The 301-nt window shown below is 50.5% G+C and carries 1 tRNA gene; it reads right to left on the bottom strand.

The window, feature by feature from the left end:
• Positions 1-66 precede the first annotated feature (66 nt).
• Positions 67-139: transfer RNA gene (locus tag ACSEXW_RS28420), tRNA-Asn, on the bottom strand.
• Between the last annotated feature and the right edge of the window lie 162 nt (positions 140-301).

Below are 301 nucleotides of genomic sequence, written 5' to 3' on the forward strand. Positions count from 1 at the left end.
GGGTTCCCCCAAAAGTAATCGGAATTCGCTACAGCGCTTCTCTTCACTTTTGGGGGAAAGGATTAGCTCCCCGAGCAGGACTCGAACCTGCGACAACTCGATTAACAGTCGAGTGCTCTACCGACTGAGCTATCAGGGAACATTTTTCAGGACTTGCGCCCTGAAAACCGGATGCGAAATTTTCCGAAAACAATCTTTTGGGTCCCCGCCAAAGTACTCGGAATACGCTTCGTCAGCATATGCTTCACTTTGGTGGGAGTAGGATAAGCCCTCGACCGATTAGTACTGGTCAGCTCCACGT

The organism is Oryzibacillus soli, assembly GCF_051594765.1.
Classification (GTDB): domain Bacteria; phylum Bacillota; class Bacilli; order Paenibacillales; family NBRC-103111; genus Paenibacillus_AR.